This window comes from Micromonospora coriariae, from assembly GCF_900091455.1.
GTDB classification, from domain to species: domain Bacteria; phylum Actinomycetota; class Actinomycetes; order Mycobacteriales; family Micromonosporaceae; genus Micromonospora; species Micromonospora coriariae.
In genome coordinates, this window is sequence record NZ_LT607412.1 from 5,408,812 (window position 1) to 5,435,170 (window position 26,359).

The 26,359-nt window shown below is 68.6% G+C and carries 16 protein-coding genes; 11 read left to right on the top strand and 5 right to left on the bottom strand.

All coding sequences use genetic code 11. The features are described 5' to 3' along the window. Positions 1 to 182: 182 nt before the first annotated feature. On the bottom strand, positions 183 to 1,145 hold the full coding sequence (locus GA0070607_RS25115) for a hypothetical protein (protein WP_089020375.1): 963 nt from the start codon (positions 1,143 to 1,145) through the stop codon (positions 183 to 185). Then, complete coding sequence (locus GA0070607_RS25120) at positions 1,142 to 3,070, bottom strand: restriction system modified-DNA reader domain-containing protein (protein WP_089020376.1); 1,929 nt, start codon at positions 3,068 to 3,070, stop codon at positions 1,142 to 1,144. The genes GA0070607_RS25115 and GA0070607_RS25120 overlap by 4 nt, the downstream gene beginning before the upstream one ends. Positions 3,071 to 3,511: 441 nt before the next feature. Here GA0070607_RS25120 and GA0070607_RS25125 point away from each other — a divergent pair, with 441 nt between their 5' ends. The 6 genes from GA0070607_RS25125 to GA0070607_RS33600 all read left to right on the top strand — a co-directional run bounded on the left by GA0070607_RS25125 (position 3,512) and on the right by GA0070607_RS33600 (position 15,383). Beyond that, positions 3,512 to 9,934, top strand: a complete 6,423-nt coding sequence (locus GA0070607_RS25125) for a DEAD/DEAH box helicase (RefSeq protein ID WP_089020377.1) — start codon at positions 3,512 to 3,514, stop codon at positions 9,932 to 9,934. Beyond that, a complete protein-coding gene (locus GA0070607_RS25130) occupies positions 9,931 to 12,114 on the top strand; it encodes a UvrD-helicase domain-containing protein (protein WP_089020378.1) in 2,184 nt (727 codons plus the stop codon). Before GA0070607_RS25125 ends, GA0070607_RS25130 begins: the two co-directional genes overlap by 4 nt. Positions 12,115 to 12,227: 113 nt before the next feature. Next, positions 12,228 to 13,439, top strand: coding sequence for a serine/threonine-protein kinase (locus tag GA0070607_RS25135; protein WP_231930324.1), 1,212 nt, complete (start codon positions 12,228 to 12,230; stop codon positions 13,437 to 13,439). Positions 13,440 to 13,793: 354 nt separating this feature from the next. After that, on the top strand, positions 13,794 to 14,096 hold the full coding sequence (locus GA0070607_RS25140) for a DivIVA domain-containing protein (RefSeq protein WP_089020380.1): 303 nt from the start codon (positions 13,794 to 13,796) through the stop codon (positions 14,094 to 14,096). Further along, positions 14,093 to 14,344: a hypothetical protein gene (locus tag GA0070607_RS25145; protein WP_089020381.1), complete on the top strand. Its 252-nt coding sequence runs from the start codon at positions 14,093 to 14,095 to the stop codon at positions 14,342 to 14,344. The genes GA0070607_RS25140 and GA0070607_RS25145 overlap by 4 nt, the downstream gene beginning before the upstream one ends. 196 nt (positions 14,345 to 14,540) lie before the next feature. Further along, positions 14,541 to 15,383, top strand: coding sequence for a hypothetical protein (locus GA0070607_RS33600; RefSeq protein ID WP_231930325.1), 843 nt, complete (start codon positions 14,541 to 14,543; stop codon positions 15,381 to 15,383). Between the two features lie 87 nt (positions 15,384 to 15,470). Here the strand turns inward: GA0070607_RS33600 and GA0070607_RS25155 are convergent, their stop codons facing one another. Continuing rightward, on the bottom strand, positions 15,471 to 15,950 hold the full coding sequence (locus GA0070607_RS25155; protein ID WP_089020382.1) for a hypothetical protein: 480 nt from the start codon (positions 15,948 to 15,950) through the stop codon (positions 15,471 to 15,473). Positions 15,951 to 16,069: 119 nt separating this feature from the next. Here GA0070607_RS25155 and GA0070607_RS25160 point away from each other — a divergent pair, with 119 nt between their 5' ends. From GA0070607_RS25160 to GA0070607_RS25175, 4 genes are all read left to right on the top strand, one after another. Continuing rightward, positions 16,070 to 22,063 carry a DUF4011 domain-containing protein gene (locus GA0070607_RS25160; protein WP_089020383.1) on the top strand — a complete coding sequence of 1,998 codons (5,994 nt, stop codon included), beginning with the start codon at positions 16,070 to 16,072 and terminating at the stop codon, positions 22,061 to 22,063. A 226-nt stretch (positions 22,064 to 22,289) separates the two neighbouring features. Further along, a complete protein-coding gene (locus GA0070607_RS25165) occupies positions 22,290 to 22,706 on the top strand; it encodes a DUF2267 domain-containing protein (RefSeq protein WP_157743256.1) in 417 nt (138 codons plus the stop codon). 48 nt (positions 22,707 to 22,754) lie between these two features. Then, positions 22,755 to 23,147: a DUF2267 domain-containing protein gene (locus tag GA0070607_RS25170; protein WP_089020385.1), complete on the top strand. Its 393-nt coding sequence runs from the start codon at positions 22,755 to 22,757 to the stop codon at positions 23,145 to 23,147. Positions 23,148 to 23,187: 40 nt separating this feature from the next. Further along, positions 23,188 to 24,099, top strand: coding sequence for a TIGR03619 family F420-dependent LLM class oxidoreductase (locus GA0070607_RS25175; protein ID WP_089020386.1), 912 nt, complete (start codon positions 23,188 to 23,190; stop codon positions 24,097 to 24,099). Between the two features lie 17 nt (positions 24,100 to 24,116). On the opposite strand, the gene GA0070607_RS25180 is transcribed toward GA0070607_RS25175, so the two are convergent. Further along, positions 24,117 to 24,551 (bottom strand): TIGR03668 family PPOX class F420-dependent oxidoreductase, encoded by a 435-nt coding sequence (locus tag GA0070607_RS25180; protein ID WP_089020387.1) that lies wholly within the window; start codon positions 24,549 to 24,551, stop codon positions 24,117 to 24,119. 124 nt (positions 24,552 to 24,675) lie between these two features. Between GA0070607_RS25180 and GA0070607_RS25185 the strand changes: the two genes are divergently transcribed. After that, positions 24,676 to 25,125: a VOC family protein gene (locus GA0070607_RS25185; RefSeq protein WP_089020388.1), complete on the top strand. Its 450-nt coding sequence runs from the start codon at positions 24,676 to 24,678 to the stop codon at positions 25,123 to 25,125. 67 nt (positions 25,126 to 25,192) lie between these two features. Here GA0070607_RS25185 and GA0070607_RS25190 read toward each other — a convergent pair whose 3' ends face one another. Further along, on the bottom strand, positions 25,193 to 26,347 hold the full coding sequence (locus GA0070607_RS25190; RefSeq protein ID WP_157743257.1) for a hypothetical protein: 1,155 nt from the start codon (positions 26,345 to 26,347) through the stop codon (positions 25,193 to 25,195). Positions 26,348 to 26,359 lie beyond the last annotated feature (12 nt).

Sequence of the window (26,359 nt, forward strand, 5' to 3'; positions counted from 1 at the left end):
CCGACTAGCTGCGATGACTCATTTAAGCGGCCCTTCACAGCTGCTGTTCGATGAGTCGGTTTCGGGACCCGTGCGACGGCCCGCTGGCATGCGGACGGCTTGGGCGCCGGGGAACGGGATCAGCAGGACCACTTGGGATCACGCCTGCCATCGACGACAGGGCAAACAGCCCTTGCTGGCTGTCAGATGATGGCTGCGGCCACTTCGGGCAATAGGACGGTCAGATCGATCAATTCGACGCGACCGGCGGGGCCGGCGGTGAAGTCGCGGATTGGAACGTCCAGCGGCCCGAACCGTTCCTCGAAGCCCTGCCGCAGTCTGGGCGACGACCTGTTGAGTCCCCACTCCGCCGTGCCCCTCGCGCCTCTCAGGAAGTGGATTGCCGGCGGTCCGGCGACGTACAGCTGCGGTCGGCGGCCTGACGTATCGAGTGCCAGGTGGACCAAGTCGGCGAAGACGCCGCGCTTGCGCATGGCGTCCGCGCCCTTCCATACCGATACTTTGAACTCGGCGATCCGCCTATCGGTTTCCAGATCATAAGGCCGGCTCAGGTCATTGCCGGCCGCCAGCGACGGCCGGCGGACGACCCGTTCGCCGTCCTCTAAAATCTTTGGCAACACCAGGGTGATCGCCGCAGCGTGGATCACGTCGCTGAGACGGCCGGCGTGCTGGCGTACCAGGAGCGCGGCGCGCAGCAGTTCTGAGCCCATGCCGGCCTCCTCGGCGAGCGAGGACACCGCTCGACGGTCGACTCCGTTGAGTCGCGCTTCCAGGTCGGAGATTCGGCCGGTCAGGTCGGCGGAGCCGAGAAAGGCGAGTAACGTCGCGAAGGCCGCTGCGAGGCCTGGTCGGACCTCGGACGAGACCGACGACAGGTTCGTCCGGGCATGGACATCGCCCTTCGTGCGAAGGCTGGTCGGAAGTTTCAACGCTTGAAGGTGCCGCAGGGCAGTATGTGAGGTGAAGGCGCTTCGGTGCAGACCCGTGACGGCGCCGAACACCTGCTTCACCGGCCAGCGGGCCCCGTCGATCTCGACCCAGTGCTCGTGCAGGTCCTCGCGGACCAGGTCTGCCAGCGCGACCCGGACCGCCTCGGCATTGACCGAGTAGGTCCGGCCGTCGTGCCGGAAGGTGTGAGTCGTCACCCGCGATACCGGCGAATCAGGTCGAGGAAGTTCCGCAGCTTGGCCACGTCGGTCGGCTTGACCGGGTCGGGGTTGAAGTGCATGACGTTGTTGCGGACCCGGCGCAGCCGGTCGAGACGCTTGATGAAGACCTGCCGGTCGAGCGGCCACCCCAACTGCGTCCAGCAGTCCGGATTGTCAAGCACCGCCTGGTACTGCCCGACGGACATCGCGTCGAACGATTTGAATGACAATCCCGCCGACAGGCACGCCTGTTTGACGGCCTCCTCGTCGAAAGTGTTCTGCAGGAGCTGTCGCAACTCCTGATCAATCTCACCGATGAGGAAGAACGGAGTCGCCGTGTCGTCGTACTTGCGCACCACGTCTGCGGCGGTGAGGATTCCGGTGATTTTGCGTTGGTCGTCTCGAACGAATATGAATCCGTCCTGCTGGAGTGTTCCCAGCACGTCGAGCAACCGTACGTCGTAGTCGAAGACCCGGGCAGCCGCGCGCCGATCGATCGCGTCACTGAAGGTGGCATGCCCGTCGCGGTGCTTGGCGGCCGCGATCGACTCCCAGCTCACCGCACCGTGCAGCGTGTACGGGTTGGCGAGCACCGCGATCTGGGAGAAGTCGTCGACCTGCATTGCGGTGATCGCCTCCTCGAAAGAGGCCGTCGGGGATACCCAGGTCAGTGACATATCGTCGGGAAGGAGGTTGCCCAGCGTCAACCCGACGTCAACGCTCTCCTCGTCACTGGCGGAGGATGGCGGCTCGCTGTTGTCGACGCCGGGCTCGACCGCGACCGTGGGTTGGTCGCCCTCGGGCACCATGATCCGGATCGTCTTGTCCAAGCTGACGGTGCGGAAGTCGGGAACGGTGGTCAGCCCGTGGTTGGCCAGGTCGGCGTCGATCTGCACACTCGCGGTGCGGTCGCGGTCCTCAATGCCCCAGTGCTTAATGAACTCGCGGACGGTCAATGTGCGTGGCTGACCCGCTTCGGCGTCCGTCCGTGCCTCCTCGAGCAGCGTGAAACGGCGCCGTACCGCCTCCGCCTCCTCGTGCGGACGCGCGTGATCCGCCCCGACCTCCTCAGCGACATCCTTGAGTAGCTGCACCCGCAGTTGGTGTAGCGTCTGCCCGCTTGGCTGGACCCGCCACACCGCCCATCCGGGCACCGCGACGAGACCTGACTCCTCAGCAGCGGCGCGGGAGGGAGTGGCGAATTCACGGCCGTCAGGAAGGCGAAGCTGTCCGCGGGATGTCACGGTTGCCCGGTACGGGGTCTCGCCAATCCGTTGTTGAAAGGTCAGCTCGGCGCCCGAACTGAGTAGCCCCGCGTCGAGCAGGTCCGAGATCCGGACGCGACGCCCGTTGATAAGAAGCTCTCGACGGCTTTGCCGGTACGAGTCGTTCGACATGTTGTCGCTTTCATCGTTAGGGGTGGGTGAGTCAGGGGTGGCGTGACGGGAGTCGTGGTCCTCGGGATCCTCCGAGGTGTCTGCGTACGACACCAAGATTGGCTCCACGTCAAGGGCGCTACTTGCGAACGTGAGGGCTCGTTCGCTCGCCGAGATCTTGGTGAGTTCGCGGGCACACCACTTCCACCCGAGGAGGGAAAGCTCGTTGGCGGCGCGGCCCAGCACGGTTTCCTCGAAGCCATTCACCAGGTGTACTGCCACCCGGTCGGCATGTTCTTGAACGCGGGGCGCCAGGAACATCAACTTCGCTTTGCGGCCGGAGGCTCGATCAGAGCGGTCATAGCCGGGTGGGGCCGCAGTAAGGTCCCCCTCACGCCATGCGTTGACCATTTCAGCGACGGCCGGGTAATCGGTCACCGCCAACTCACCGTCGCCGTCGAAGCGCCGCTGACTGGTGGTCGCCCCGAAACCGTAGTGGCCGTTCGTCTGCGACGTAGCCCCAGCCGCGAGGATGCTCGTGTTCACTCTTCTGCGGCTGATAGCAGCCGACAATGGCGACTTCGACCGGGCTGTCGTCGGGCACCGCGAGCCGCCGTAGCTGGCCTCTCGTATCCATCGGTCGCGCCGGACGAGCTGCATACCGCCACGCTTCGCTTCCTGCGGTGTCGCCGGTCGCAACGGCTCTGGGCAGTCACAAATCCGCCGGACCCTCAGACTGCGCCAAGGCTCAGGATGGATCCACCGATCCCCGTGCTGGGCGCAGATGACGCCACAGTGACGGCAGATGTGCTCGTCGCCGGTATTCGGGTCCGTCACGGAGGAGTCGCCAATCCCTCGGCCTCAAGTCGTCGCAGCGTAGGTGATGATCGAGGGCGCGGGTGTCGCGAATCTGACGCACATGTGCTCCAGGCTGTTAGGCAGCTCAAGCCGGTAAGGGGTGCAGTAGCATGCGGCGGTGACCCGCTCATGAGGCCTACCCTCGCCGCCGACACCCTGCGTCGGACCCTCACCCAATACCTGACCACCACCTTCGGCTTGACCGAGGACGGCGTACGTCAGGGTTTGGAGGGTTTTCTCTCCCACCCGGAGCAGGGCATTTTCCGCGGCCCGTACCTGCGGATTCGCACTCCGTTCCGCCCGGCGGAGGGCGACTGGCGGGCGCACCTGGATTGGGCGCCGGCTGGCTTCGCCCCTTACCTGCACCAGGCGAACGCATTCGCCCGGTTGTCGACGAAGGGCAGGGCGGCCGAGCCGACCCTGATCACCACCGGCACCGGCTCGGGTAAGACGGAATCGTTCCTGATCCCGGTGCTCGACCACTGCCGGCGGCAGAAGCAGCAGGGCAGGGCTGGCGTCAAGGCGATCCTGCTCTACCCGATGAACGCCCTCGCGACGGACCAGACGCAGCGGATCAACGAGTTGCTCTCCGACCCGGCGCTCAGCCAGGTCACGGCTGGTCTCTACATCGGCGACGTGGCGGCAATCGAGTACGCGCACGTGTTCACCAAGCGGTCGGAGATGCGCCGCACCCCGCCGGACATCCTGATCACCAACTACAAGATGTTGGACCTGTTGCTCCAGCGTGCCGACGACCTGCCGCTGTGGGAGGGCGCCGAGCCGGCGTACGTGGTGCTGGACGAGTTCCACACCTACGACGGCGCGCAGGGCACCGACGTGGCGATGCTGCTGCGCCGTCTCGCCGCCGCGCTCGATCTCGACGAGCCGGACCGGCCGTTGGGGCCGATCTGCCCGGTGGCGACCTCCGCGACGCTCGGTGAGGGCGGCGGCCGGGATGGTCGTACCGCGATCCGTGAGGTCGCCGAGCAGGTCTTCGGCGTCGTCTTCGATGCCGGCTCGCTGGTGGGGGAGGACCGGTACGAGGCCGGCGAGTTCATTGCCAGCCAGGACTTCAACCTGCCGCTACCCACCCCGGAACAGCTCGCCGCGGTGGACGACCGCGACCCCGAGGAGATGATGGCCGAGGTCGCCGAGCTGGTCCTCGGCGAGCGCTGCCTCAATGACCCGGCACGCCTCGGTGACCTGCTCCGTCAGCATCCGTTGACGAAGGCGGTGCTCGACTCGCTCCAGGCGCGGCCGTGCACCCTCGACGAGATCATCGACGTGCTGCCTCGGAAGAACGCCACCGGCTGGGGCAGCGTGATGAAGACCCCGCCCGAGATCACGGCGAAGGCTCTTGCCCGGTTCGTCGGCCTGCTCTCCGTCGCGCAGAACCCGGAGGCTCCCGGCCGTCCGCTCTTGAACATCGAAACCCACCTGTGGGTACGCGCCGTCTCCCGACTGCTGCGCGGCACCTCCCACCAGGCCGCCTTCGGCTGGTACGGCGAAGCGCCGCGCGAGCTGGACCCGTATGCCACCGACGCCGACGTGGTCGTGGCCGACAACCGCTACCCACGGTTACCGGCCATCTACTGCCGGCACTGCGGCCGCTCCGGCTGGATGGCGTTGTCGCCAGAGAAGGACCCGCAGGAGCTGGAGACCGACCCGGACAAGATCTACCGGGCCAGCGTCGGTCGGGACAAGCGTCGGATCCGCGCGCTGATCGCCGCCACCGAGGATGAGGTACGCCAGCGCTCCCGTGGCCTGCTGGTCCTGGAGTACGGCCGTCGGGTGCGCCCCTTCGACGAGCAGCGCGACCGGGAGCCCACCGACGACGCGATCGTCGTGCTCGGCGACGTGCTCGACATCGACGGCGCCGAGAAGGACCGCTGCCCGTCCTGCGAGCTGGACCACGGCATCCGCTTCCTCGGCGCCGGCCTGGCCACCCTCGCCTCGGTGGCGATCACGCAGCTCTTCACCGGTGGCGAGCTTGACGAGGCCGAGAAGAAGACGCTGCTCTTCAACGACTCGGTGCAGGATGCCGCGCACCGGGCCGGTTTCGTCGCGAACCGGTCCTACTCGTTCTCGCTGCGCTCGCTCCTCGCCGGCCGTTTGAGAGCCGGGGAGTCGATCGGGCTCGACGACCTCTTCGTCAGGATGATCGAGGAGGCGGCGAAGCCGGAGATCCTCTCCACCGTGGTGCCGCCAGACCTACACGATCAGCCCGGTGTCGACAGCCTGCTCGCTGGTGAGCACAGCGGCAGCCGGGAGACGTGGGAGCTGATCAGTGAGCGGCTCGTCTTCGCCACCGTGATGGAGACCGGGCTGCGCTCCCGGCAGGGCCGCACCCTGGAATTGACCCGCAGCGTCGCCGTTGAGGTTGCCCTCGACGATCCGGCGCGAGCCGCCGCGATCTGCCGGGACGTCCACCTCACCGGCCCCGGTCACCTGGCCGGAATGGCGCCGGACGACGCCCGCTACCTCGCCTTCCTCCGCGGTCTGCTGGAACGGCTGCGGACCCGGGGTGCGGTGTTCCACGAGTGGCTGGTGCCGTACCTGAAGCGCGGCGGCACCCGGTGGCAGATCTGGGGCGGCCGTCCCGCCGGTATGCCCGCGTTCCCGAAGGGGTTGTCAGCGCCCGCGTTCCTGCTCGCGACGCCGAAGTCCCGCTCGGAGTTCGACGTGATCACCGCGCGCGGCAACTGGTATCAGGACTGGACGTCGCGCTGCCTTGGCCTCGACTCCGGTGACGCCGCCGGCTTCCTCAGCCAGCTGCTGCCAGCCCTCGCCGCAGAAGGCGTGGTCGCCGTTGGCGACACCGAGGACGGCAACAAGGTATACGGGCTGATGCCCGGCCACCTGCGGGTGACCCGACTCGACGACGCCTCCGCAGTGTCTGCCGGGGTCGGCTGCGACACCTGCCACTGGCAGCAGACCGAGCGCCCCGACCGGGTGGCCGACTGGATTGGCCAGCCGTGCCGGCAGTACCGCTGCCGCGGTCAGCTCCAGGCCGTCCACGACGACACCGCTCCCGACGACTACTACCGGCGGCTCTACCTGGACAGCCCGGTGTTCCGGGTGGTCACCGGCGAACACACCGGCATGCTCACCCGTGCCCAGCGGGAGACGGTGGAGAAGCAGTTCCGCGACGGCGAGCGCTACACCGACCCCAATGTGCTCTCCTGCACGCCGACACTGGAGATGGGCATCGACATCGGCGCCCTCTCCGCCGTGGTGCTCGCCTCGCTCCCGCACGGCCCGGCCAACTACGTTCAGCGGGCGGGCCGCGCCGGCCGCAAGAGCGGCAACGCGCTCGTGCTGACTTTGGTCGGGCGATCCGAGCGGGATCGCTACTACCTCACCGATCCCCGCGACATGATCGCCGGCCAGATCGTCCCGCCCGGCTGTTTCCTCTCCGCCGTGGAGATCCTGCGCCGCCAGTACCTCGCCCACCTGATCGACCTGGCCGCCCGCGGCCGTCTGGTCGGAGTGCTGCCGATGCCACGGCGGGCGCACGTACTGTTCGGCCCGACGGGTTGGCTGACGGGCCTCGCCGAGGCCGCGCGTCGCGACGGCGGTCGGCTGGTGGAGGACTTCCTGGCCCTCTTCGGCGACAAGGTTCTGCGGGCCGCCGCCGACCAGCTGCGGGAGTTCGCGGTGGACGGCATCGTCCAGCGGGTCAAGGAAGCCGACGAGGTCTGGGAACTCCGGTTGGCCGACCTGCGTCGACGGATGCAGGAGCTTGCCACCGCCCGGGGCACGTTGGTGCCCAGCGACCCGGACCACGCCCGCGAGATCAAGATGTTGAAGGCCGAGGAGGGCGCGGTCCGCCGCCGCCTGCGAGAGGTCAGCGCGGCTGCCGCCCACGGCACCCTGGTCGAGTTCGGTCTGCTGCCCAACTATGCGCTCATCGACAGCCGGACCGACCTGGAAGCCACCCTGACCTGGGAGGACAAAACCGACGGCGACCGTCGGTTCCACAGCGAACTCCGGGAGTACGCGCGCCCCGCCCGGCAGGCATTGGTCGAGATCGCACCCGGCAACAGCTACTACGTGCGGGGCTACAAACACGAGATCTCCGGGCTGGACGTCGGTCCGGCGGACCGGCCGGCGTACGAGCAGTGGCGGATCTGCGCGCAGTGCGGTTACGTCCGCACCCACCTCGCCAAGGAGGACACCAGCGCCTGCCCGCGATGCGCCGACCCGGGCATCGCCGATCACGGGCGACTGTTCCAGGTCCTCCAACCGACCCGGGTGCTCAGCCGCGACAAGCGCGACGACGCCCGCATCCGCGACGACAGCGACGATCGGGACCGTCGGTTCTACGCCACCACCATCGCCGTCGACGTGGATCCGGCCAAGGTCGATTCGTCCTGGCGGCACGCTCATGACACGTTTGGTGTCGACTACAGCCGGCACGCGATGATCCGGCACTTCAACCTCGGCGCCCAGCGCTACGACCGGGCGGCTGAACTTTTCGCTGGCGAGGAGGTGCGGATCAACCGGTTCCACACCTGCACCTCCTGCGGCGGGACAACGGTTGACGGTGCCCCCGCGGTGAGCCAACAACTCGCTGCCGAGGCCTCCGGGTCGACCGTCGTGAAGGGCGCCGAGCACCACCGGCCCTGGTGCCCCTACCGGCGCTCGCCTGCCGCTGCGGACGCCCACGTCGATCTGATCCTCGCCCACGAGCTGGAAACCGAGGCGTTGCGCATCTTGATCCCGGCCGCGACGGCCGTGGTGCAGGAGCGCATCGCGTCGTTCGCCGCCGCTATCCGCCTCGGCATCGCCGCGCAGTACGGGGGCGACCCGGCTCACCTTCAAGCCGTGTCGGCCACCATGCCGGACGGGCAGAGTGACGGAACCCGCAACTTCGTGGTCGTCTACGACACTCAGCCGCAGGGCACCGGCTATCTGCACCGCCTCGCCAAACCGGAGGAGTTCCGCGCCGTTCTGGAACTCGCGCGGCAGCGGATCGCCGACTGCGTCTGTCGAAACGAAGGCAAAGCGGTGTGTCACCGCTGTCTCCTGCGTCACGCGCGTAACGAGCACTTCGCCCTGATGAGCCGCGACGAGGCGTTGGGCATGCTGGACAAGCTCCTCGACACCTGGGACGTCCAGGAGGGCACCCGCACGGACGAGATCTCGCTGATCCACCAGGTGGAGAGCGAGCTGGAGATGCGCTTCCTCACCAAGCTGCTGGCGCTTGGCGAGACGCCCAACTCAGGCCTGCGGATCGACCGGCGCACCGATCATGACGGTGCCCGCGTCGCCGACCTGCGGTTCGTCCGGGACAACGGCCAGAGCGTCACCCACTGGCAGATGAAACTGCAGAACACCGTTCGAGGCACCCGGCCCGACGTTCACTTCAAGCGCCTCGACGCCCCCTCACCGGAGGTGGCGGTTTATCTGGACGGGTTCAAGTACCACGCCTCATCCCAGTACAACCGGCTCGCCGATGACGCCGAGAAGCGGGCCCGACTGCGCGCCCACGGCTACCTGGTCTTCGCCGCCACCTGGGACGACGTCAAGACCTGGGGGAGCGCGGAGGGGCGGTGGATGCCGTACGGCGGACTGAGCAAGCAGACCGCCAGGGAGAAGTTCCGTGGCCTGCTTCCTGGCGCGGATCCCGCAGAGCTTGAGGAGACGATCTGGGTCAATCCGATCGAACAGCTCATGCGCTACCTCGCCGATCCTGATCTCGACCGTTGGCAGCGGCGGGCGGAGGCCGCTCTGTGGGGCATGCTCAAGCAGGCCCGGGACAACAGCACCACCGACTCCGTAGGCGTCGCGGAAAGGTTGACCGCCGCTCTGCGTGGAAAACCTCTGCCCCCGTCGACCGCGCGGCACATCATGGTCGCCCGATCTCAGGACAACGCAGGCTGTCCAGTGACGATCGTCCTCGACGCGCGCAGCAAGCCGATGCCGACGATGTCAGCTCTCGCCGTCATCGACGATCTGCCTGCCGCAGTCGCAGATGAGGGCCACAAGGACCGCTGGGCCGCGTGGCTTGCCTGGGGCAACGTCATCCAGTTCCTTGGCAATGGTGGCGGCGATGCGGGTCAGCTCGCCGTGTCCACACTTGATGCGTTCGAGCCGGCCTCGATGGCGGTCACCGAGGGCACCGGGCTCGTGCTCGCTCAACGCGCGTTGCCGCTTGACGAGGAGACGGCAACGTGGCTTGGCGTCTCGGCGCAGCCGGCCGCCGCCGAGCCCGAGGCACTCGACACGGAGTCGCCGTGGCGGGACGTCCTGCGCTACCTCGACCCGGCCGAGAACACCCTGGATCAGCTGGTCCAGCAACTCGCGCGGCAGGACCTGCCCGCACCGGTCGTCGGCTACGAGCTGGGCGACCAGGGCTGGCAAGCTGAGCTGGCCTGGCCCGACCGGCGGATCGCGATCGTGCTCACCGGTCCGTCCGACGACCCGGAGACGGAAGACCGCGACCGGGCATACGCGGAAGCGGGCTGGCATGCCCGTACCGCTCGGGAGTGGTCGGTTGACGAGTTGGCCGCAGAGATCAAGGCAACGAGCGGGGGAGAACGTCGATGAGCACCGGAGCAACAACCCTGCGGATGCTGGACCGCGCCGACAAGGAGGTCATGAAGCTCACCCGCGCCGACATCGGAGCGGTCTACGAGTTCATGCACAAGTTCCGGCACAACCCGGAGAACCCGGGGCTCAACCTGAAGGCGCTCAACAGCGACTCCCGGCTGATGTCCGCCCGGGTCAACAAGGACTATCGCGCGTTGTTGCTGCACATCGCCGAGCGCGACTATCTGCTCGTCGCGGTCAAGCACCGCGGTGAGGTGTACGACGACCTCACCCGGTACGCGTACCGCATCAACCGGATCACCGGCGGCATCGAGGTCATCGACATGGCGCCCGTTGGTGACAGCATCATCGGTCGGGTGGTGCCGCCGGATATGGAACCGGAGCCCGCGCAGAAACCGCTCTTCGACACGTACACCGACTCCCAGCTGCTGGATCTCGGCGTATCCGAGCCGCTGCTACCACAGATCCGGGAACTGACAGCCGAGGCCGAGCTGCTGGAACTGCTGGACAGGGCGCCGCAGCTCACCACCGACGTGCTCTTCGCGCTCTTCGACGGCACCCCTTACGACGACGTGCTGCAACAGGTCACGGACCCGGTCCGCGCCGACGAGCCGGTCGACCCCGAGGACTTCGAGGCGGCAGTGGAACGGCCCGCCACGCAGGTGACCTCCGACGACGAGGCGTTGCAGGCGATGCTCGGTGAAGCCTTCGAGCGGTGGCAGATCTTCCTGCACCCCACTCAGCGCAAGCTGGTCGAGCGCCGCTACAACGGCCCGGCACGGGTCGGTGGTGGCCCGGGCACCGGCAAGACGATCGTCGCCCTGCACCGCGTGGCGCACCTCGCCCGGCAGTTGCCAGACGGAGCGGACAAGCCGATCCTGCTCACCACCTTCAACCGGAATCTGGCGGCCGACCTGCGGACCCGGCTCATGGCGTTGGGCGGGCAGGAGCTGGTGTCGCGCGTCGACATTGTCAACATCGACCGGTTGGCCAGCAGGGTGGTGGCAGAAGCCAAGGCAGGTGGCAGCCGCCGGGTGGTGGACGACAATCGAGTCCTTGAGCTGTGGGACGAGTTCCTCATCGAGACCGGCGAGACTGCCTGGGAGGCTGAGTTCCTTGCCGCTGAGTGGACCCAGGTGATCCTCGGTCAGGTGCTCAACTCGCGGACGGACTACTTCAAGGCCCGCCGCCCCAACCGCGGCCGCAGTCTCTCGCGGATCGAGCGGGACCAGATCTGGCAACTGACCGAGCGCTTCACCACGTGGCTGGAGAACCGCGGCGTCTGGACCTGGCGCCAGGTGGCACAACGGGCTGCCCGCATTGAGATGGACCGCACGGCCCAGAACACCGGCGTGGCCGGCGAGTCGTCCGGCGGGTTCTACCGGCCGCGCTACCGCCACGTGGTGGTCGACGAGGCGCAGGACCTCAGCGCCGCCCACTGGAAGATGCTGCGGGCCATGGTCGCGCCGGGCCCGGACGACATGTTCCTCACCGGCGACACCCACCAGCGCATCTACGACAACCACGTCACGTTGAGCAGCCTCGGCGTCAACATTCGCGGTCGGTCGTCCCGGCTCACCCTGAGCTACCGCACGACACGGCAGATCCTCGCCGACGCCCTGCAGATCATGACCGGGGAGGTGTACGACGACCTCGACGGCGGTGAGGAGAACCTGGCTGGCTACCGGTCGTTGCTGCGCGGCGGCCGACCGGTTTTCCGAGGTGCCGGGACGTGGGCGCAGGAGCGGGACCTGATCGTCGAGCAGTTGCGCGACTGGGGCAACGCGACAGATGGCTCGATCGCCATCTGCGTACCGACGAAGGACCTCGCTGCGGACGTCATCAGCCGGCTGGAGTCGGACGGCTTGGCGGTGGTGGAGATCGGCCCGGATGGCCCGAAGCGCCCCGACGGCGTGCACATCGGCACGATGCACCGGTTCAAGGGCCTCGAGTACCAACGCATGATCATCGCTGGGGTCAGTGACGGCCTGGTGCCTCGGCAAATGATCAGCAGGTACCGCGACACCGACCCGAAGCGCTACCAGCGTGAACGTCAGCGCGACCGGTCGCTGCTCTTCGTCGCCGCCACCCGCTCGCGCGACGAGCTTGCGGTGTTCTGGCACGGCACGCCCAGCCCGTTCCTGACCGGGCGGCTCGTGCAGCGACAGCTAGCCTGATTGCCGCTCCTGCTCAGGCGGGGCGGCGTGCGATGCGGGGGAGGTTGTAGGTGCAGGCGGGGGATCGTGTCGGTGATCGGTACGAATTGACGTACCCGGTCGGTCGCGGAGGAATGGGTCAGGTCTGGGCCGGCTTCGACGAGCGGCTCGACCGGCCGGTGGCGATCAAGTTTCTCCGGCAGTTGGAGGTGCCGGAGGACGAGCGTGAGACGGCGGGCAAGCGCTTCCGGCGGGAGGCGAGAGCGACCGCCAGGCTCGACCATCCCGGTGTGCCGGCCGTGCACGACCTGGGTGTGCACGGTGAAGACCTCTTCCTCGTCATGCAGCTCGTGCCGGGGATCGTCCTCGCCGACCACATCGCCGAGCAGGAACAACTGCCTGTCGGCGAGGCGGCCTCCATCGCAGTGCAGGTCTGTTCGGTGCTCATGGCCGCCCACGCAGCGTCCCTCGTGCACCGTGACCTGAAACCCCAGAACCTCATGATCACCCCGTCCGGAGTAGTCAAGGTGCTCGACTTCGGGGTTGCCGCGCTGCTCGGGCCTGCCGAGGCGTCACGCCTCACCGCGAGCGGTCGAACGCTCGGCACCCCCGCCTACATCGCACCCGAGCAAGCCCAGGGTGGTCCGGTAGGGCCGGCGGCCGATCTCTACGCCTTGGGCTGCATCTTTTTTGAGATGCTCGGCGGGAACCCTCCCTATGAGGCGGCGAACGCCCCAGACCTGATGCGCCGTCATATCGATTCGCCAATTCCTATCATCACTGAGTATCGATCGGACGTGCCCGACGACCTGGCGCACCTCATCTACTGCCTTTTAGCAAAGGATCCAGGGGAACGGCCAGCGTCGGCTGGCGAGGTTCGTCAGCTCGTTGCGCCTTTCCTCGACGGCGGCGATTTTCCAGGGTTGGTGGCAGCCCGAACGGACAACAGACTCTCCAGCGCCGCACCGCTCATCGATCCCGTCCCGGTTCCGCCGCAGAGATCCCCGCAGAACCTGGTGGAGCTGCGGGCGCAGGCAAGGGAACTCGCCGAGAACGAGCGTTTCGTGCAGGCCGCCGAGGTGTTGGAGCGTGCCCTCCGCTTGGTGCCGCGAGGTGGTGAGCGGCTCGCCACCGAGATCGTTGCGCTACGAGTAGATCTCGCGAACCTCTTGATGCTCGCGGGCGACTTCCGGCAGGCCCGTCACGGGTTCGAGGCATTGGCCCGAGACCTGGATCAGTCTGACGGGCCGCAGGATCTTGTCGAGGAGTGCCAAAATCAGGCGGTCGCCTGCCAGCTTGAGATGGGCGAGGCCACCGACGCCATCGGTCCGCTCTCAATCCGCTGACTCACCCGGCACAGTCTCTGCCCCTGGGCATGGCGCACACTCCCTCGTTTCACCACGGAACACTGCATCAGCCGCTCCTGCAACTCACACGGATTGCAGCAAAGAAAGTCGATGCACACCGGCGAAATCGCTGCCTGAAACGTTGCGTCTTCCTGTTGCCCATCGCAAGCTGATCCCAGCAACGGCGGCCGGTCGGCTCCCCCGAACGGCCGCCGTGCTTCCCCGAACAACCCTCGCTGAGCAGCCGCGATGCCGTACCGCTGAGTAAAGCTGCGGTGTCAGGGCGGGGTGGGTCTGCCCGCACGGGATGAGCGGGCAGACCCGCCCTGGCCACGAGCAGGAAGGCGGACGGACATGAACGCTCGCAACCAGCGACCAACCCCAGTTGGCGGTGGCGCTACCTACCGCTCCGCCGCGTACACCAGCCTGCTGCCGTGGCAGGTCCGCGAGCGCCGCTTCTCAGCGACCGGGCTCGGGCGTCGCGGTCTGAACCCCGACGACGTCTACGCCTTCCTCGACCGGGTCGCCGTCGACATGGCCGCCGTCTACGCCGCTCTCGCCGAGAGCCGCCTCGAGACTGTCCGGATCAAAAACGCGCTGCGCCGCTGGCAGACCGACCAGGCCCGTGCCCGCAACGAGCGGGACAACACGAGATGAGCCAGCGGTACGTCATCCACCTGCCCGTGGTTGCCAGCGACCTGTCTGCCGCACAACGCCTGGCCCGGGTCATCGGGCGGTGGATGCTGGTGCTGCCGATGGCTGACCCGGGGGAGACCACCGTCTCCGAAGAGGACCAGCAGTTCCTCCGGCACCGGGTCTTCTGCGACCTGCGGCTACCTGGCGGCCGGCGCTGCCTCCTCCGGGACGGCCACGACGGCCCCTGCGCCCGCCGGCTGCGTAGATGACCGTCCCCGAGAGGGCCGGCAGTTCCTCCGCCACCAGTAGTCGGTGCCTGGTGCTCCGCGGCCGTCACGATGGCGACTGCTCGCGCCGCCTGCACCGCTGACACCACCAGATGATCCGTCATCTCAACTGGCCGTTGAGCCGAGTGCAGTCGTGATCATCAGGCCGCTAACGTGCGCAGCACGGGAGGTGACGGGGATGGCCGCTCGGCGTTGGGACGCCTGGTTCGAGGAGGAGCACCTTGTCCTCCGGCGATGGCGGTTGCTGCCGTGGCCGAGGACCTACGTCAGGCGGATACCGCTGGCCGCGATCCTCGATATCGGGTCACTCACCGCGGCCGACCACGCGAAGCGACGCGCGCAACTCACCGTTCAGGACACGTCGGCACCACACCTGACCGAGGTCATCCCGGTCCGGTTCACGTCGGAGCAGTGGGCATTCGCCGGCTGGTTCATGGGGGAACGGCAAGCGGTCCCGATCGAGCCGCCGCAACCCGGCGCGGGGATGTCCTCGGGAGGGGCGACCTCGCCCCACCCGACTGTCGACGTGCCGGCACAGTCGCGGCGACGAGTTCAGCCGCCGGCCGCTCTGCAAGCCCATCTCTCGGCCAAGCCGGCCTCGTTCACGCCGTCGTCCAAACCAGCTACCCCGTCGACAACTCCGGTGATGCGGGCCGGCGATGGCAAGCGGCCGGTGTGGCTGTGGTCCCAGAACGGGAAGATCCAAGCCTCCCTCGTGCCGGTAGCCAACGCCTCGCAACACCGGCTGGGCCCCGCCGATGTCGCCCATCTCCTGCTCGCTGACCCATCCAGGGCTATGCCGGCCATCCGTGCGTTGACCGGCCTAGCCGACAGCCAGCAAGCTCTGGCTCACCTACGGAGCTGGCAGCGGTCAGACCCGGTCGTCGTCAACCTGAGTGCCTCCGACCTCGCGGGGCGGCGGGTCACGGAGGCGCTGCAAAAACCGGGCCGGAGCAACCCGGACGGCAGCGTGCGGACCGTGTCCGGCGGCCTTCCGAGCCTCAACAAGCGCCGCCGGTGAGCCTGAGCCAGGGAGACGCCGGCCGCGCATGGATAGCGGAGCCGGTCCTCGGAAGCGATGCCGGCGTCTCCGTCCTTCCTCAGGCGGTCACCAGCCGACGCCGATGCCGTCGAGCAGGTTTATGAGTTCGTCGTCGCGGGTTACCTCGTAACCACGCTCGCGCAGCTCCGCGACCAGTTCAGCCTCGCGGTCGAGCGGAACCTTCAGGTACTCACCGTCGTGAACCGTGAGCACGACTTCGCCGTACCGGTCCTGCAGGTCCTGCGGCAGCACGTCGAGCGCCCGCGTCGTGACCATTTTGGGCCAGTCCCCGTCAACGATCGCACCGAGCTCCGTGATGTCGAAGGGCTTGTCGTCGGCGTAGTCGTCCTTCGGCTCGCAGTAGTCAGGGCCGGCCGGGTTCCACAGGTGGGTCATCTGCACCTGTCGGGCCTCGCCCCAGGTACGCGCCGAGGCAAGCGCCCTGATCTCCGCGGCCTCCCCGGCGGCGGTAGGGGCGTCGATGAAGGCGAGGCAGTCGTGATTGGTGGCGTGGCCGTAAACCAGGTGCTGGTGGTGCGTTGTCATGGCGCACATCCTGCCTCAGGCGTACGACAACCAAGATCGTCTTACGGCCGGGGCCCTCTCCACCGGTCGGTTGACCGCTAGGCTGGCCCTCCCTGGTCTCCCCACCTGGAGAAACGCCCATGTCCGACAGCGTCTTCGCGCAGTTCACCGCGGACGACGACCAGCTCGAAGTTGGGCTGATCGTGCAGCCGGCGATCAACGCCGCCCTGGTGCACAACCGGGTACCGCTGGTCCGCCACCTCACGCTCGTCAACCGTGGCGCGGTGCCGCTGACCGACGTGACGCTGACGCTGGAGCTGCTTGGCCCCGACGGCGCGTTGACCGAGCCGTGGACGCGTACGTTGGCTGCGCCGTTGCGGCCCGGGGCGAGCACGAGCTGGGACGACTTCCGGGACTTCACGCCCGATCGTGTGCTGCTGTACCGCACCGACGAGGCGTTCCCGGTCGACTACACCCTCCGGGTGCAGGCGCAGGAGCAGACACTGCGGCTGGTTGCGCCGTCACGGGTGTTGGCGCACAACGAGTGGTTCAACAGCGCTGCCCTGTACGACAGCCTGGCGGCCTTCGTGCAGCCGAACACTCGGGCCGTGGAGGCGGTCCTGCGGGCTGCCGCCCAGCTCCTGCTCGCGCGAACCGGCTCGGGTTCTCTGCAGGGTTATCAGGAGGGTTCCGAGCGGGCGGCGCTGATCGCCGGCGCCGTGTACGAGGCGCTGCGTCAACTCGAGATCACCTACCAGACCCTGCCGGCGTCCTTCGAGAACACCGGCCAGAAGGTGCGAACGACAGCGGCGGTTCTAGACGGGCGGCTCGGCAACTGCCTCGACCTGTCCGTCGCGTACGCCGCGTGTCTGGAGGCGGCGGGGCTGCACCCGCTCATCTTCATCAGCGCAGGGCACGCCTTCGGCGGCTTCCTGCTGGAGGAGGAACGGCTGGGCTCGGCGGCGGTGACCGAGACCAACCTGCTGATCTCGATGGTGGACTCGGGCCGGGCCGTGCCGGTCGAGCTGACCCGCATCGGGCCGGGCGCGCAGTCGGCGACCTTCACCGAGGCGGTACGCGTCGGGCTCGGCCACTTCCGCGGCGACGGCGAGCGCATGCAGGGCGTCGTCGACGTCCACCTGGCCCATCGCTCGGGGATCCGCCCGCTGCCGTCGGCCGACGAACTGGTCACCACGCCGCTGGTCACGGAAGCGACCGCCGACGCAGGAGTGTCCCTCGACCTTCCGCCCGGCGTCGCCGCCGCGAAGCTGCGCCAGTTTGCCGACGAGGGCGAGGAGGTGCCGCAGCAGTCCGACGGGTCGCCGGCGCGCGTCCAGCAGTGGAAGAAGTCGCTGCTCGACCTGAGCCTGCGTAACCCCCTGCTCAACCTGCCCAAGCGTGGCCGTGGCCTGGACCTGCACGTGCCGGCGGGTGCGCTGGCCCTGCTCGACGACCTCATCCACGATGGCCGTCAGGTGCAGGTCATCCCGCAGGACGACATCAGCCACGTCCACGAGTTGGCCGGGGCGCGCCGGGCGCAGGACCTCGACGCCGAGATTCTTACCCGGGAGCTGCGTACCGACCGGCGGGTCTACGGCGCGGTCACCGACGCCCGCTACAAGACCGCGATGCGTGCGCTGCAGCGCGAGGCGCGCACGATGGAGCAGGAGACCGGCAGCAACTACCTCTACCTGACCATCGGCACCCTGGTCCACACGAAGACGACCGGGGGAGAGGCGTTCGCGCCGCTGTTCCTCCTCCCGGTGCGCATCGAGGGTGGCAGCGGCCGTCGCCCGTACGCGATGGTCATCGACGGCACCGAGGTCGCCAGCCCGAACCACTGCCTGATCGAGTGGTTGCGGGTCAAGCACAGCGTCCGCATTCCGGAGCTGGAGCGGCCGGTCCTCGACGAACACGGCATCGACATCGCCAAGACCCTGGCCGCGATCAACACCGGCCTGCTCGACAACCGGCTCAACTACCGCATCGACGAGACCGCCAGCCTTCGACTGCTGCAGTTCTCCACCTTCCAGATGTGGCGGGACCTCACCGACCACTGGCCCCGGTTCATGGAGAACCCGGTCGTCCGGCATCTGGTCGAGTCCTCCGGCGCCACGTTCGACGATCCCGCCCGCCCGGAGCACGACGTCGAGATCGCTGTCGACGAGGCCGACCTGCACCTGCCCATCCCCGCCGACGGGTCGCAGATGCAGGCCATCGTGCGCGCCGAGCGGGGCCACTCCTTCGTCCTAGAGGGACCGCCGGGCACCGGTAAGTCCCAGACGATCACCAACATGATCGCCCGGGCGGTCAGCGCGGGCCGGTCGGTGCTGTTCGTCGCCGAGAAGCAGGCCGCGCTGGAGGTGGTGAAGCGCCGCCTCAAGCAGATCGGCCTCGGGCCGTTCGCGCTCGACCTGCACGGGCGCAAGCAGTCCCTCAACGCGATCCGCCAGCAGCTGCGCGACGCGCTCGACCAGTACGACCAGGGCGGCGACGGCACGTGGACGGCCGTCGAGACGGCCTACCGGACGCGGCTCGCCCCGCTGACCGAGTACCCGGCTCAGGTGCACACCACCAACCCCGTCGGGATGTCGCTCTGGTCGGCCTACGAGCAGACCCTGGCGTACGGGGACGGCCCGGTCGCCCCGATTCCGGTGGCCTATCTGCATGCACCCGCCCAGGCACGCGCGCAGGTCGAGACGACCCTGCGGGAGTTCCCGGCGGCCGCACGATCGGCCCGACTCCGGGCCGCGCACCCGTGGGCGCTCAGCGGCTGCCGCACCCTCGACGGGCTGCACGGCGCCGCAGTCACCGAGATCGCCGGTGAACTCGAACGCCTCCGTGCCGACCTCGCCGCCCACCCGCACCTGGTCGAGTTGCTGCGGACGCTGCCCGCCCCGGAAACCGTGAGCGAGCTGCAGGCGGGCGCCTGGCTCGCCGTACGCGGACTGCTGCCGGACCGGCAGACCACCCTGCACGCCAGCGACCGACGGTGGGACGAGGCGGTGGCCCGGCTCCAGGCGGACCTGGCGGCCTTCCGGCAGGGCTTCGCCGGTGAGCTGGCCACCTTCCGGCCGGACGTGTTCGCTCGACCGGAGCTGACCGCCTGGCACGGTGAGGCCCAGGAGGCGGCGAAGAAGCTGCTCGGCAAGCGTAAGCGTCGGCAGGCCATCGTGGATCGGCTGGCGGTGCACCTGGTTGCCGGTGCGACGCTCGACGTCGAGCGGGTGGAGGTTGCCACCGGTCGGCTGGTGGCCGCCCAGGCGCAGGCGGCGGCCCTCTACCAGCATTTTGCGGCGGTGGGCGGGCTGCGGCTGTCGCAGTGGCAGCCCACCGACCCCAACGCGCAGGAGCGGCTGACCGAAGCGATCGAGGCGACCAGGGTCGGCCGGACGCTCCTGGCCCGGCACCCGCAGGCCTGGGAGCTGTTTCACGGCGGGTTCACCGATGTGGACGCGGTGCTCCTCGACCGGTTCGCCTCGCGGTGGCGGGCCTGGCGCGGGGTGTTGCGCTCCGGCGGGTCGGAGCTGACCCTGTGGGCCGCCGGTTCGCACTGGGTCGACGCCTGGCAGCGCGACGGCGTGGCCTGGCTGCACGAGTTGCAGAGCGAGGAACTGTTCCCGCTGCGCCGATGGGCGACCGTCCTGGCCCACGCCGACGTGCTCGCCTCGGCCGGTCTCACCGACTATCGGGACCAGTTGCTGCACGCCGAGGTGCCCGGGCACCTCGCCGAGGAGGTCTACCGGCGGGGCGTCGCGGCGGCGTCGCTCGCCGAGCGGGTACGCGCCGGCGGCCTGCAGTACTTCGACCCGGAGCTGCACGACGACGAGATCAGCCAGTTCGAGGCGGCCGCCGGTGAGCTGCGGTCCGCCCTGCCAGCGCAGCTGCCGTCAGTGCTGGTCCGCCGTCGCCCCTTCAGCCCGACCGACCGGCGCGGCCGCTTCGCCGACTTCGCCGCGGAGCTACGCCGCAAGCGGGGTGGAAGGTCCTTCCGGGAGCTGTTCGAGCTGTACCCGGACGCCGTGCTGGCGCTGACCCCGTGCGTGCTGGTCAGCCCCGCTTCGGCGGCGAATTTCCTGGCACCGGGGAGTCAGCGCTTCGACCTGGTCATCTTCGACGAGGCGTCGCAGATCCGCGTGGCCGAGGCGATCGGCGCGATGGGTCGCGGCACCGCCGTCGTGGTGGTCGGCGACTCCCGGCAGATGCCGCCGAGCAGCATCATGCAGGCCAGCCACACGGCCGACGAGGCCGACGAGGGCAACGGCCCGGTGCCGGAGGACCTGGAAAGCATTCTCAGCGAGGCCGTCGAATCGGGACTGCCGCAACGATGGCTCTCCTGGCACTACCGCAGCCACGACGAGTCACTCATCGCCTTCTCCAACCGCTACTACTACGACAACAAGCTCTCCAGCCTCCCGTCGCCCGGTGCCACCAGCTCTGCCGGCGTCAGCTGGCGGCGCGTCGACGGCCAGTACGACCGGGGCGGCTCCCGCACCAACGAGGTCGAGGCGCGCGCGATCCTCGCGGACATCACCCGAAGGCTGCACGACCCGGCGAACGCCACCCAGTCCATCGGCGTGGTCACCTTCAACATCCAGCAGCGGGACCTCATCCTCAACCTGCTGGAGGAGAGCAGCGATCCGATCATCCGCGAGCACCTCTCCGGAGCGGTCCCGGAGCCGATCTTCGTCAAGAACCTGGAGAACGTGCAGGGCGACGAGCGGGACATCGTCCTGTTCTCCCTGGCCTTCTCCACCAACCCGGAGACCGGCCAGCTTCCGCTGAACTTCGGTCCACTCAGCCAGGCCGGCGGCGAGCGGCGGCTCAACGTGGCCATCACCCGGGCCCGCCGCCAGGTCGTCCTGTACTCCTCCTTCGACCCGTCGGATATCGACCTGTCCCGCACCTCCGCGCTGGGCACCCAGCACCTGCGGGCGTACTGCGAAATGGCCGCCGCCGGTGCAGATCGCCTGGGCGACCTGGCTACCGACCGAGCCGAGCGACGCAGCCGGATCCGCGACGAGGTGGCCGCGGCGCTGCGCGAACGCGGCCACGAGGTCCGGACCTCACACGGCCTTTCCGACTTCACAGTGGATCTCGCCGTACGCAGGCCGGGGGCGCCACGGTGGCAGGTGGCCGTCATGCTCGACGGCCCCGACTGGAGCGCCCGCCCGACGGTGGCCGACCGGGACTCCGCGCCAACGCTCCTCCGGTCGATCATGGGCTGGCCGGAGGTCGTGCGGTTCTGGCTGCCGGCGTGGATCCACGACCGGTCGGCCCTGCTCGACCGGGTCGACGAAGCGGTCACCCGAGCCGAGGTCCCCGCCACCGCCGAACCGACGACGGCGGAGTCCGTCGCGCCGCACGGCGACGTCGAACTGCCGCAGCCGCGCTCCGCGGCGGACGTCGAGCTCTCACCGTCGGACCCCACGCCGGACGCCGAGGTTCCGCAGCCGCTCATCAGGGCGGATGATGACTTCCGCGCCGGCGCGTCGCCGGCACCGGTCACCGCTCTCGCCGCTCCGAGCGTGCCGACCATAGTGCCGGCCACGACAGCGACGGGCACCATCACGATGGGTCCGTTCGTTCCGTACGTCCCGACTGCGCTCGGCGACCAGGCCGACCTGGATCTGCTCGCAACCGACCAGCGGGTGCGCGGTCTGATGCGCAACGCGCTCCGCGAGATCATCGAGGCCGAGGGGCCCATCGAGCAGCACCGGCTCGCCCGCCTTGCCCTCGCCCGGTTCGGCTTCCTCCGAACCAGGGAGGACCGCCGCAACGCCGTGCTGGCGCTGGTCGGCTCCCGCCGGCTGTACACGCACCCGACCGTGAGCCGGTACGCCTGGCCCGATGGGACTGACCCGCAGACGTACCGCGCGTACCGGGTCACCCAGGCGAGCAACGATCGGGCGTTCGAGGAGGTGCCGCCCGAGGAGGTGGCCAATGCCTTCGTGCACGTGCTGCAGGACGTACCGAGCATGGACGAGGAGCGGCTGCTGCGCGCCGGCCTGGAGCGGCTCGGCTACCGTCGGCGCACCGACAAGATCGACAAGCTGCTCCGGTACGGGCTGCACGTCGCCGTGACCAGCGGTCGCCTTCGCTTCGACCAGGAGGGACGCCTGACCCTCGGGTGACGAGCTTCGCCAGGGTGGGGGGTCGCCCGAATGTCGAGGATGTCGCCGTAGCGCGCCTTGGTTATTCGCCCGATGGGGATGAGGCGGGGTCACCCCCCGTCCCGGGAAGCTGTCGAGGTAGCAGTTCGCTCGGCGCCCGAGAGGTGAAGTGTGCCATCGCGGCGCATTGAGGTCAGGGGTTCGTAACTGGCGGTTCGACGGCGATCGGGCCGGAGAGGAGAATCAGGTGGAATACGAGGATTTCATCAACGCAGTGGCCACGCGGGCGAAGGTGTCGACCGATCAGGCGGCGACACTCACCGGCGCCACGTTGCAGACGTTGGCGGATCGGATCAGCGCCGGCCAGGCAGAGGACCTTGCCTACCAGCTTCCCGATGGGCTTGACGATCACTTGCGCAAACCGCCCCCGCACAGAAGGCAGGAACATGCCCAGTCGTTCGGGCTCGATGAGTTCGTGCGGCGGGTGGCGGATCGTCCGGCCGTCGACCGTTCGCTCGCCGCTGCCGGGGTCGGCGCGGTGCTCACCACGCTCCGTGAGGCTGTTTCCCGTGACGAGTTCGAGGACGCGATGGCCCAGCTTCCGAAGGAGTTCCGGCAGGTGATGGAACCGGTGGGTGCCGGTCGCGGGCAGCGCCGCGGGTAGCACGGACGGACGCCGCGCCGCACTCCGACTGGTCCGGAAGGAGAACTGGTGAACTACGCCGAGTTTCTCGAAGCGGTGGGGAAGCGGGCGCGAATGCCGGCGACGGAGGCGGCGGACGTCGTCGGAGCCACGCTGACGACCTTGGCGGAAGGGGTCAGTGGCGGCCAGGCGCGGCACCTGGCCACGCAGCTTCCCGAGGAGTTGCGGGGGTACCTGCACAAGGACGTGGACTTCGCCGAACGGATCGACCTCGTGGAGTTCCTCAATGAGGTGGGGGCCCGCGCGGGAACGGATGGCGACCGGACCGCTGAGGTTGCCCGCGCCGTGTTGACGACCCTGCGCGAGGCGGTGAGCGCGGAAGACCTTGAGAACCTGGAATCCGAGCTGCCGAAGGACTTCCAGCGGCTCTTCCGTCCGGTGGACCGCACCGTCGGGGCCTGAACCGAGGCACATCCTGGCCCGATCCGGGTACGGTGCGCGGGTGGAGGTTGGATTCGCCGCGCCCGTCTCCGGCTCGTGGGCCACACCGGAGAACATGATCCATGTCGCCCGCCGTGCCGAGCAGCTCGGATACCGCTCGCTGTGGACGTTCCAGCGGCTTCTGGTCCCCGCCGACCTCGGGTGGAGCGAGACGTACCACAGCGTCCAGGACCCGCTGACCACGCTGGCGTTCCTGGCGGCCCACACCACGCGGATCCGGCTCGGCGTCGCGGTGCTCAACATGCCGTTCATTCCTCCGGTGCTGCTGGCCAAGCAGACCGCGACCCTCGACATCCTCGCCGGCGGACGACTCGACGTGGGACTGGGCCTCGGCTGGGCGGATGAGGAGTACCAGGCGACGGGGGTGAGCAAGCATCGGCGGGGCCAGCGCGCCGAGGAGTTCCTCGCCGTTCTTCGTACCCTGTGGCAGGACGACGTCGCCGAGCATCGCGGCGAGTTCTACCAGGTCCCGTCGACGCGCCTGGAGCCGAAACCCGTGCAGCGGCCACATCCGCCGATTCTGCTCGGCGGCCAGGCGCCCGCCGCGCTACGTCGGGCCGGCCGCCTCGCCGACGGCTGGGTCAGCGGCAGCCAGGCGGACCTGACCGGCATCGGCGAGGCGGTCGCGACCGTCAGGGCCGCCGCCGCGCAGGCCGGCCGAGATCCCGGCGCACTGCGCTTCGTCTGCCGCGGCGCGGTCCGCGTACGCCCGACGGGCCCGCCCGATCGCGAGCCGCTCACCGGCACGCTCGAGCAGATCCGGTCGGATTTCGGCAGGCTTGCCGAAGCCGGCATCACCGAATTGTTCGTCGACCTCAACTTCGACCCGGAGATCGGCTCACCCCGCGCCGACGCACAGGCGTCGCTGCGCCGGGCCGACGAGGTGCTCGACGCCCTCGCTCCAACCCGCTGACTCCCACTGACCGGCGCTCACCCGGCCGGGTCGGCCGCCGCGTCCGCCGCGGACCACGCCGACCAGCCGGTCACCGCTATCGCGATCACCGGTCCGGCTGGTGGCTGCTGGACGTACTGCGGGTACTTGTCGGCCAGGGCCGCGCGGGCCGCGGCCTCCTCCGTGCGGTCCTCCACCAGCCGGCCGTGCCCGTCCAGCCGGACCCACCACAGCCGCGACCAGTCCTCGTCGTACTCGTCGACCAGCAGGCAGGTGTGCCCCGTCGCCTGGATGTTCTCCAGCCGGCGTAGCCGCCGGTGGCGCTTGGGCTTCTCGTCGACCGCGTGGTAGACGACCTCGTCGAGCAGCACGAAGCACACCGGCACCAGGTGGGGACGCCCATCCGCTGCGACGGTGGCCAGCCGGGCCACCCTGGCCGACCGGACCCGATGCCGGATCTCGTCGGCGGGCACAGGCCCGACGGTAACAGCCGACCCCGGGCGTGATGACTCGTTGTGGTTGCCGGGGTCGTCGAGCCGGTGGGTGTGCCGGCGGCGCACGCGGGTACGCCGTGGCGATCGGACCCGGGGAGGCGTGATGGCGAGCGAGGCGCCCGACTACTTCCAGCCCGAGGCTGGGATGCTGTTGACGCACCTGCTGATCGTGCGGGATGTGGACCGTTCCCGGGACTTCTATCAGCGGGTGCTGGGGGCGACGGTGGTGCGGGAACGCCAGCCGGCGATCCTGCGGTTCCACAACAGCTACATCGTGATCAACAACGAGGGTGGTCCGACCGACGACAAGCCGGATGTGCAGGCGCAGGCGCCGCCGGATTCGCGGACGCTCAGCAGCGCCATGAACATTCGGGTCACCGACGTCCGGGCGGTCTACGAGCAGTGGCGGTCACGGGGTGGGGAGTTCCTGACCGAGCCGAAGGACCATGGCGTCGAGATCCGGTGCTACCTGCGTGATCCGGACGGCTACCTGATCGAGCTCGGCCAGGGCACCGGGATCCTCGCCGAGATGGGCCGGGCAGCCACTGCCTGAGCCTGACGACAGGGGCCGCCGGCACCCCTGGTCGCGGAACCAACCATCGTGATCAGGCCCCTGGTGATCAGGGCGAGACCCGTACCTCTACCGAGCTGATGAACCACCGAAAGTCGGACGTGCTGTCAATGGACACGTCGTTTGTGCCGCTGATGTCGAACGAACGCGTCCCGACGCACACGACGACGGACTGACCCGCCGGCACCGGTCCCGCGCTGAACAGCTGCGCGAAGTAGTGGGCACCACGGGTCAACTTCTCCTGCAGGAAGCTCTCGTCATCGTCGGTCGTCTCGTCGAAGGCCGACATCTCGGCGTACGAGGGCTCGGCCACGTTGGGATGCAGGACGTCGAGCATCAGGAAGTTCCGCTGGCCCGTACTGGAGTTCGACCATCCCCATTCGTCCTCTGTTTCCAGGCGGTGCGTCGCCTCGACACACTGTGCGTCGATGAGGACCTCGACCAGGCCGGTGGTGGGCGGCACGAAGCCGAACGCTATCGAGCTGAACGCGTCGCCGGACGCGTAGTCGAAGTCGCCGGCGTCGCTGTTGTCCATTGTGATCGAGATGCCGACGTCGCCGACCGACGGGTTGAGCGTGTGGATGCGATCAACCACGAAGTTGTCGTTGTGCACAGGGGTGAACCCGAAGTTGAACCCGAAGAACGGCGGCCGGAACACTTCCCACCGGTGCGGGTCCTGGCTGTCGTCAGGTTCGAAGACTCCCCAGGGGAGCGCGCGATCGTGGAACGGAGACAGGCTCAACCACTTGTCGAGGTTGCTCGAGAGGTGGAATCCGGTGCTGATGTTGTCGTCGACCGTGAAGACGTCGGTTAGTGCATTGTGGTAGTCCGTCGCTATCGCGGCAATGGCTTCGCGCCTGACGTCTCGACTTCGCAGGAATGCCTCGGCCTTATGTTTCCGGGCTTTGTTGAGTTTCCCGTAGGGCGACCTCAACCCTTCCGGCGGCTGGAGCAGGTCACGGAACGTCAACCGTTCCTGCTGCATCAGTTGCCTCAAGTCCGCCCAGGTGTCGTCTCCCAGCAGGCGCTGCAGCCGCTGGCTTGCCTGAGCCGACAGCTTCGCGGCTTTGCTGCTGCGCTTTTTGGTGATCGTCTCGGCGCGCCGCTCACGCTCCTGTGCTGCCCCATCCGCCGATCGCTGGGCTTCCACCGGGAACTGGCCAAAATTGCGAATTGTTTTACAGGTACTGGCCACCTGAACCACCCCACTAAAATC